The sequence below is a fragment of the Marinobacter sp. EN3 genome, assembly GCF_000475315.1.
Classification (GTDB): domain Bacteria; phylum Pseudomonadota; class Gammaproteobacteria; order Pseudomonadales; family Oleiphilaceae; genus Marinobacter; species Marinobacter nauticus.
Genome location: NZ_AXCC01000037.1, coordinates 25,700 through 33,450, shown reverse-complemented (window position 1 = coordinate 33,450; position 7,751 = coordinate 25,700). Strand labels below are relative to the sequence as shown.

The window sequence follows — 7,751 nt, the reverse complement described above, 5'->3', positions numbered from 1 at the left end:
GCCCCGCTCTTCGAGCAGGGTGCGCACGATGGCGTCGGTGGTCTGGGTCTGGAAGATGCGGCTGTTGTGCATCAGGCCCAGGCGCCACAGGGGCGGCTGGATGACCACTTCGTAGCGGGTGCGGCGGTGGCCGGTGTCGCCCCGCATAAATTCGTTCACCACGCCGGTGAACCGGCGCAGGGGCTGGCCGTCCTGCCACACCACCAGGTCTACCGGCTGTTCCAGTACATCGGCGGCGGCCACATCCGGGTCGGTGCTGGCCAGCTGCAACCGGCCATGGAACAGATCAGACAGACGTTCGGTCAGCGCGAAGCCGACAACGACAAAGTGATCCGAGGGGAATTCGCCTACACGGGCGGTGAACTGCAATCCGCTTGCCTGGGGCATGACTTCGATCCCTGAAGATTATGTTGAACTGACTCATCCTGAGCAGCCCCGATTATAACCACCGACTTGCAGAATACAAACCAACCATGCCTCATTCCTGAGGCATTCGCCTTAACGCTCAGCGTCTCTGCTGGTTGGACAACCACACACTCTGATACGGCTTCAGGGTGATTGACCCAGCCAGATCATCCACCTCCATTCCGGAGATCAAGTCTACCCAACGATCCGTTCCAATCAGATTAATATCACTGAGCGCCACCTGCTGCACCTCGGGACTGATGTTATGGATACAGAACACCGACTGCTCCCGGCGCATGCTCTGGCGCCAGAACCCGAACAACTGCAACCCCAGGTGTAAGGTGAACTGCGTGGCGTTCGGATGGAAAGCAGGTTGAGCACGGCGTATGGCAATCAAGCGCTTCAGCTCCCGGAATGCCTTGCTGTGGTGGGTCAGTGGATCTGCGAGGGTTTCCTCCAGTTGCGACAACTGCCATTGACTGCGGTTAATGGAGCGCAGGCGCCCGGTATGCTCCACCCGCGCCTGATCGTTCTCCGTGGCCAGCAAGCTGTGAATATAAAAGGCGGGAATGCCCTCGAGAGCCAGCATGATGGTATGCGCACACAGGAATCGCGCGAGCTGCCAGTGGTCAGCACCGCCTTCTGCGGTTCCTTTGAGGGCATCCCAGAGCGCAATGTTCATCTCATAGGGCTGATCCCGCCCGTCGGCCGTCCGGCGGTAGGACACCTTACCCCCAAACGACTCCATGGTGTTGATCAGGCGTTGCTTTTCATCTTCGGTCAGCAGGCCATCTGTGGGCCGCAGACCAACGCCGTCGTGGGAAGCGATAAAGTTCAGATAGGCGGTGCCCAGCTGCGCCGGGGGCATACTCATCAGCCAGGTTTTCAGATGTCGGCAATTGCCGGTCACCAGCGTGTTGATCAGCAGAGGCGGCAACGAAAAGTTATAGATGGCATGGGCTTCGTTGGCATTGCCAAAATAAGTCAGGTTCTCTCGATTGGGTACATTGGTTTCGGTAATCACCACCGCGTCCGGCGTGTGATGTTCAATCAGCAAGCGCAGAATCTTGATCAGCTCGTGGGTTTGCTGCAGGTGAATACACGGCGTGCCCGGCTCTTTCCAGAGAAAGGCCACGGCATCCATACGGAAAATCATCACACCCCGTTCCAGGTATTGGCGGATGATCCCCGCAAACTCCAACAGTACCTGCGGGTTGGCAAAATTCAGGTCTACCTGATCTTCACTGAAGGTGCACCACACATAGCGCTCGCCGTCGTCGGTCTGCACCGGATTGAGCAGGGGCGACGTACGTGGCCTCACTACCTGGCTGAGGTCGTCTTTCGGGTTGCCTTCAAAGAAATAGTCCTTACCCGGGTCGATGCGCTTCTTATAGTTTTCGAACCACCGGCTGCGGGCCGACATGTGGTTGATCACAAGATCGGACATCAACTTGTAGTCCCGGGCAATGGCCTCAATTTCCGGCCAGCCACCGTGACTCTCATTCACCGCCAGGTAATCCATCACCGAAAAGCCATCATCAGAGCTGAAAGGAAAAAACGGCAGTATGTGCACCGCGGAAACGGAGTCCTTAAGGCAGTCATCCAGGAAGCGCTTGAGCGTCACCAGTGGCTTCTCGTCCGGTTGCTGGAGCGTGTCCGCGTAGGTAATCAACAACACATCGGTTTCGTCCCAATGGTTCTGGTGGGCTGGTGGGGCGTCGGCATTGGGCGCCAGCCCCATGGTGGCCAGTAACTGCTCCGCCAGAAAGTCGCAATCTACCGAGGGATAGACGGCCTCGAGCATACCTTGCAGCTTGCTCTTCAGTGACTGAGTCATGGCCGATATTCCTGATTGTCCAGCTCAACAGCCTCCAGCAGTTGCTCACGAATGTCCGGAATGGCGCTGGTCACCCGGTTCCAGCTGGGGATAAAGGGGGTGTCCATGGGGTTATCCAGGAAGTAGGCGCCGGCGCGCATCACATTCTGGGCAAACAGTTCCACTGCCTTTTCTTCCTTGTGCCGATCAAAACCGAGCCCGTTGATCACGGCGTCGTTCTGATAGGTTTCCACAAAATCCAGAGCAATACGGAAATAGGTCGCCTTGATGGTGCGGAACTTCTCATTGGAGAACACTTCGCCATTGGTGGCCAGCTTTCGGAACAGGGCCTTGGCGATATCCACACTCATTTTGGACAGCCCTCGGCTGGCATCCTCCGGCGAGAGATCCTGATGCTTGTGATCGTAGACATCAGCAATATCCACCTGGCACAGGCGGTTAGTGGCGTAGTTTCGTTTCATCTCCGAGAGCACACCAATCTCGAGCCCCCAGTCACTGGGAATGCGCAGGTCATTGATAACATCTGTGCGGAACGAGAATTCTCCGGCCAGGGGATAGCGGTAGCTGTCGAGGTAGTCGAGAAAATCGTTCGGGCCGCAGACTTTTTTCAGGGCTCGGATCAGCGGCGTGACCAGCAGACGACTGACCCTTCCATTCATCTTTCCGTCGGCGACCCGGGCGTAATAGCCCTTACAAAACATGTAGTTGAATCCAGGGTTGGCCACCGGGTAAATCAACCGTGCCAGCAGGTCCCGCGAGTAGGTCAGAATATCGCAATCGTGCAACGCCACCGATTTGCTCACCCCGGAGGCCAGCACATAACCGAAGCAATACCAGACGTTCCGCCCCTTACCCATTTCAGTGGGGGCCAGGCCCTGCTCGCGAAGTTTGAGGTCGATGGCCCGCAAACGCGGCCCATCGTTCCACAGTACCTTGAACGGCTGAGGCAGCTCGGAGAAGTACTCCAATGCGTGCCGGTATTGCGCTTCATCGGCACGATCGAGCCCGATCACGATTTCTTCCAGGTAAGGCACCTTTGCCAGCTCCTGGACAATGTGTTTCAGGGCGGGGCCTTCCAGCTCTGAATACAGAGACGGCAACACCAGTGACATGGGCCGCGCTTTGCGGAACTGAAGCAGATCGGCCTCGATGTCTTCTACCGGTCGTCGCACAAGATTGTGCAGGGTCGTTACTATGCCATTCTGGTAAAAGTCGCCCATGGCGCCTCTCCTATGCTTTTGGCCACGCCTGGCGGCCTAGTAGCCGTACTCGAAAAGAAGATTGAGTACGCATTCGTTCCAACCCTCCGGGCCGGGCTTCAGGGAGCGCATGGGGTGCTTCTGCGATGGCAACTGGACCTGATCGCTGTTCACCCCGCGAATCACCACCGGGATATCCGCGGCCTCCAGCATGCGCTGGTCGTTCGGGCTGTCGCCCAATGCGATGGTGACTAGCGGCTCGCCCCTATAGTGCTCCCGGTATTGCTCCAGCAAAAAGCGGGCCCCCTCGGCTTTGTCGAAGCGCCCCATGGCGTGCAAGAAGCGCCCCCCCTGCACCAGACGGAGCCCCTCACGCCCCAGTGCCGCACTGAATTGGTCCAGCTCCGGGTCACTGCCTTGCCAGATCAGCGGCTCCGTACCCAGGCGCTGCCGGGCCCGCGAGGCCTCCACCTCATCCAGGCCCGCAACCTCCGCCAGTTCCGCATCCGCCATATCCGAAAAGCCCCGAAACTGTGCACCCGCCCTCCTCTGCACCATAAGCGTGCGAAGGACCTGCTGGTGATCTGCTCCAAAATTCATCACCTGTTCTTCGGTGCGGTCCAGACAGCCCGCCGGGATAACCGCCGCCGCACCGTTCTCGACGATAAAGGGGCCCCGTATGCCCATCGCGTTTTGCAGATGGCGCATCTCGGCGGCGGTTTTACTGGAGTTAAAAATCAAGGGGATACCGTTAGCGGCCAACTTTGCCATGGCCGGCGATGCGGCCCGCCAGCTGTAGCTGTGATGGTCCAGCAAGGTGCCGTCCAGGTCGGTGAAAACTATCAGGTGTGGTTGCATTTGGTTCACCTGCTCTGCAATCTGTTGTTAGGCTTCAACCCTATACATACGCAGTATTCATACCAAAGCCAGGTCGTTTTATGAGCAACAACAGCTTTCAGGTGGAACATCGCTACCTGGAATTACCGGACAGCTTCTACAGTCGGGTACAGCCATCCCCCCTGTCTGAACCGCGCATGGTCTGCTTTAACCAGGCCCTGGCCAGCGATATGGGATTTCTGGTGCGGGATGAAAATGACTGGGCGGCCATTGGTGCCGGCGCCGAACTTCTGGAGGGGATGGACCCGGTCGCCATGAAGTACACCGGGCATCAGTTCGGCATGTACAACCCGGAACTGGGCGATGGCCGCGGCCTCTTACTCTGGGAAACCGTGGGACCGGACGGTACACGCTGGGACTGGCACCTGAAAGGGGCAGGCACCACGCCCTACTCCCGCTTCGGCGATGGCCGGGCAGTACTCCGGTCAACCATTCGTGAATATCTGTGCAGTGAGGCCATGCATGGCCTGGGAATTCCCACCACCCGGGCGTTGTTCATGATCAGCGCCAAAGACCCGGTGCGCCGGGAATCTATTGAAACCGCCGCCGCTTTGATGCGGGTAGCGAAAAGCCACATCCGGTTTGGCCACTTCGAGTTTGCAGCCCACCATGAAGGGCCGGACGCCCTGAAAACATTGCTAGAGCATGTGATTGCCCTGCACTTCCCTCAACTGATCAGCTTGCCGGAGGACCAACGCTACGCCCGCTGGTTTGAGGAAGTGGTGGAACGCACCGCCAGACTAATTGCGAAATGGCAGGCCGTTGGTTTCTGCCATGGGGTGATGAACAGCGACAACATGTCGATTATCGGTGACACTTTTGACTATGGCCCCTTCGCCTTCCTGGACGATTTCGACGCCGGCTTCGTTTGCAATCACTCCGATCACGAAGGCCGCTATGCCTACAACCGTCAGCCCCAGGTAGGCTTTATCAACTGTCAGTACCTGGCCAATGCGTTGTTGCCGATCATGGACGAAGATACCGTTCGCCGGGGACTGCGACGCTATGAAACCGCCTACAACGAGCATTTCAAACACCAGATGCTCGCCAAGCTGGGGCTGGAGGAAGCGGATGGGTCAGATATGGGCCTGATCATGGACACCTTCAGCATGCTCCACGAACACCACGTGGACTACACCCGATTTTTCCGCGGCCTGTCCAACCTGCACGACCATGGCACCGCGCCGGTTCGTGATCTGTTCGCAGACCGCAGCGTGGCTGACGAGTGGCTGGAACGTTACGAAGCCAGACTACAGAAGGAAAGCCGTGGCCACGATGAACGGGAATACACCATGCGCCGGGTAAACCCGAAGTACATTCTGCGCAACTACCTGGCCCAGCAAGTCATCCTGGAGGCGCAGAACGGCGACTATGAGCCAATGAAGGAACTGCTCAAGGTGTTGGAAAAGCCCTTTGATGAGCAACCCGAGTATGAGAAATACGCTGCCCTGCCACCGGATTGGGGGAAACATCTGAACATCAGCTGCTCTTCCTGAACGGCCGCTATTTCACCAGGGCATCTTCCTCATGTTTGACGGGCGCCAGCGCATCCAGCCTGGCGCCGTGTCGCATCATAAACAGCACCAGAAGAATCGCAGGCACGCCCATCAACCCCGCAATCAGGAAGAACTCGGCGTAGCCAAAGTTCGCCACCACAATCCCGGAAAAGCCCCCCAGGAACTTGCCCGGCAGCGTCATCAGCGAGCTGAACAAGGCATACTGGGTGGCGGTGAACGAGGCACTGGTCATGCTGGACAGCCAGGCAATCAACGCCACGTTGGCAATACCGCCACTGAGGTTATCGGCACTCACCACCAAGGCCAGCGCCGCGATATCCGGTGGTTGCTGGGCTAGCAGCACGAATAGAAGATTGGTTGCCGCCGTCATGACGGCACCTGCCAGCAGTATCCGGCGCACGCCATAGCGCACCACCAGCACCCCACCGACCATGGAGCCAACAATGGTCATAAAAAACCCGAACACCTTGGTGACATCGGCCACCTGGGTTTTACTGAAACCCATAAAATCCAGATAGAACGGATTGGCCATCACCCCCATGGCAATATCCGAAATGCGATACACCGCCACCAGCACCAGAATGGCCACCGCCAGCTCCCGATACCGACGGAAGAAGTCCAGAAACGGGCCAGCCACCGCGGCATAGAACCAGCCAGTTAACCTGGCCAGGCGTTCAGGCAGGTGGCTTCGTTTCTCCACCTCTTCCTCAATTCGATGGGCAATGTCCTGCGCAGCCGCAAAATGGTTTACTTCCGGCTCTTTCACGATCAGAACCGTCAGTGCCCCCACGCCCACCAACGCTGCCATCACCTGGTACGACACCTCCCAGGACCAGAACTCCGCCAGGTAAAGTGCACCGGCCCCGGCCACCAGCAATGCCAGCCGGTAACCGAAAATATACGTGGCCGCCAACGCCGCCTGCAGCCGCTCCTGAGCAATCTCAATGCGATAGGCATCAATGGCCACATCCTGCGTGGCCGAGGAAAAAGCCACCAACAATCCGAACAGCGCCAGTGTCTCCGGAGCCGCCAGGGCGTTCGTCTGGGACATCAGGTACAACCCGGTGGCAATGCCCGCCTGAGCCAGCAGAATCCAGCTGCGGCGCTTGCCAAACAAGCGATCCAGCACTGGCAGTTTCAGCCGATCCACCACCGGCGCCCAGAACACCTTGATGGAATAGGTAATGCCAAGCCAGCTGAAAAAACCGATGGTGGCGGTCTCCACCCCAACGTCTGCCAGGCGGGCATTGAGGGTGGAAAACACCAGCAGAAAGGGCAGCCCCGCCGAGAACCCGAGAAACAACATGGCAATCACTTGCCAGCGGGTGTAGGTGTAGGCGGTATCCCGAATCAGGGCTACAACATTGGGGGGAAGATAAATAAGAGCCTCTCCGGATCAGTCGCGAAAGTTGTTGAACTGCAGCGGGATATCCAGTTCCGCCTCACGCAACATGGCAATGGCTTCCTGCAGGTCGTCCCGTTTCTTGCCGGTAACCCGTACCTTGTCGCCCTGAATGCTGGCCTGCACTTTCATCTTCTGCTCTTTGATCATCTTCACGATCTTCTTGGCCATGTCCGTTTCAATACCCTGCTTCAGGGTGAAATGCTGCTTCACCAGCTTGCCCGCTTTGCTTTCGCCATCTTCCGACAGGGCACGCGTGTCGATGTTGCGCTTGGCAAAAGCCATTCGCATCATGTCCACCAGTTGCTCCAGCTGGAACTCCTGCTCTGCGCTCAAAGTCAGGCGCTTGTCCTCCAGCTCGATATCCGCCTCAACATTCTTGAAATCCCAGCGGTTACCCAGTTCACGCTTGGCCTGATCCACCGCGTTGGTAACTTCGTGCATTTCGATTTCTGAAACAATGTCAAAAGAAGGCATAGTCGTTATTCTCCAAA

At 57.7% G+C, this 7,751-nt stretch carries 7 protein-coding genes; 1 reads left to right on the top strand and 6 read right to left on the bottom strand.

Going from position 1 to position 7,751, the window contains the following annotated elements; translation table 11 throughout:
• The 4 genes from Q675_RS0119245 to Q675_RS31640 all read right to left on the bottom strand — a co-directional run.
• A partial coding sequence (locus Q675_RS0119245) for a contractile injection system protein, VgrG/Pvc8 family (RefSeq protein ID WP_031211528.1) occupies window positions 1-387 on the bottom strand: 387 nt, incomplete at its 3' end.
• A 118-nt stretch (window positions 388-505) separates the two neighbouring features.
• On the bottom strand, window positions 506-2,242 hold the full coding sequence (locus tag Q675_RS31650) for an alpha-amylase family glycosyl hydrolase (protein WP_023011583.1): 1,737 nt from the start codon (window positions 2,240-2,242) through the stop codon (window positions 506-508).
• On the bottom strand, window positions 2,239-3,462 hold the full coding sequence (locus Q675_RS31645; protein ID WP_023011582.1) for a glycosyl transferase: 1,224 nt from the start codon (window positions 3,460-3,462) through the stop codon (window positions 2,239-2,241). Before Q675_RS31645 ends, Q675_RS31650 begins: the two co-directional genes overlap by 4 nt.
• 36 nt (window positions 3,463-3,498) lie before the next feature.
• Window positions 3,499-4,299: an HAD-IIB family hydrolase gene (locus tag Q675_RS31640; RefSeq protein ID WP_023011581.1), complete on the bottom strand. Its 801-nt coding sequence runs from the start codon at window positions 4,297-4,299 to the stop codon at window positions 3,499-3,501.
• An 80-nt stretch (window positions 4,300-4,379) separates the two neighbouring features.
• Here Q675_RS31640 and Q675_RS31635 point away from each other — a divergent pair, with 80 nt between their 5' ends.
• Entirely contained in the window at window positions 4,380-5,834 is a 1,455-nt protein-coding gene (locus Q675_RS31635) for a protein adenylyltransferase SelO (RefSeq protein WP_023011580.1), read from the top strand.
• Window positions 5,835-5,841: 7 nt separating this feature from the next.
• Here the strand turns inward: Q675_RS31635 and Q675_RS31630 are convergent, their stop codons facing one another.
• Both Q675_RS31630 and Q675_RS31625 read right to left on the bottom strand, forming a co-directional pair.
• Entirely contained in the window at window positions 5,842-7,170 is a 1,329-nt protein-coding gene (locus tag Q675_RS31630; protein WP_200861843.1) for an AmpG family muropeptide MFS transporter, read from the bottom strand.
• A gap of 81 nt (window positions 7,171-7,251) precedes the next feature.
• Window positions 7,252-7,734 (bottom strand): YajQ family cyclic di-GMP-binding protein, encoded by a 483-nt coding sequence (locus tag Q675_RS31625; RefSeq protein ID WP_011786031.1) that lies wholly within the window; start codon window positions 7,732-7,734, stop codon window positions 7,252-7,254.
• Window positions 7,735-7,751 lie beyond the last annotated feature (17 nt).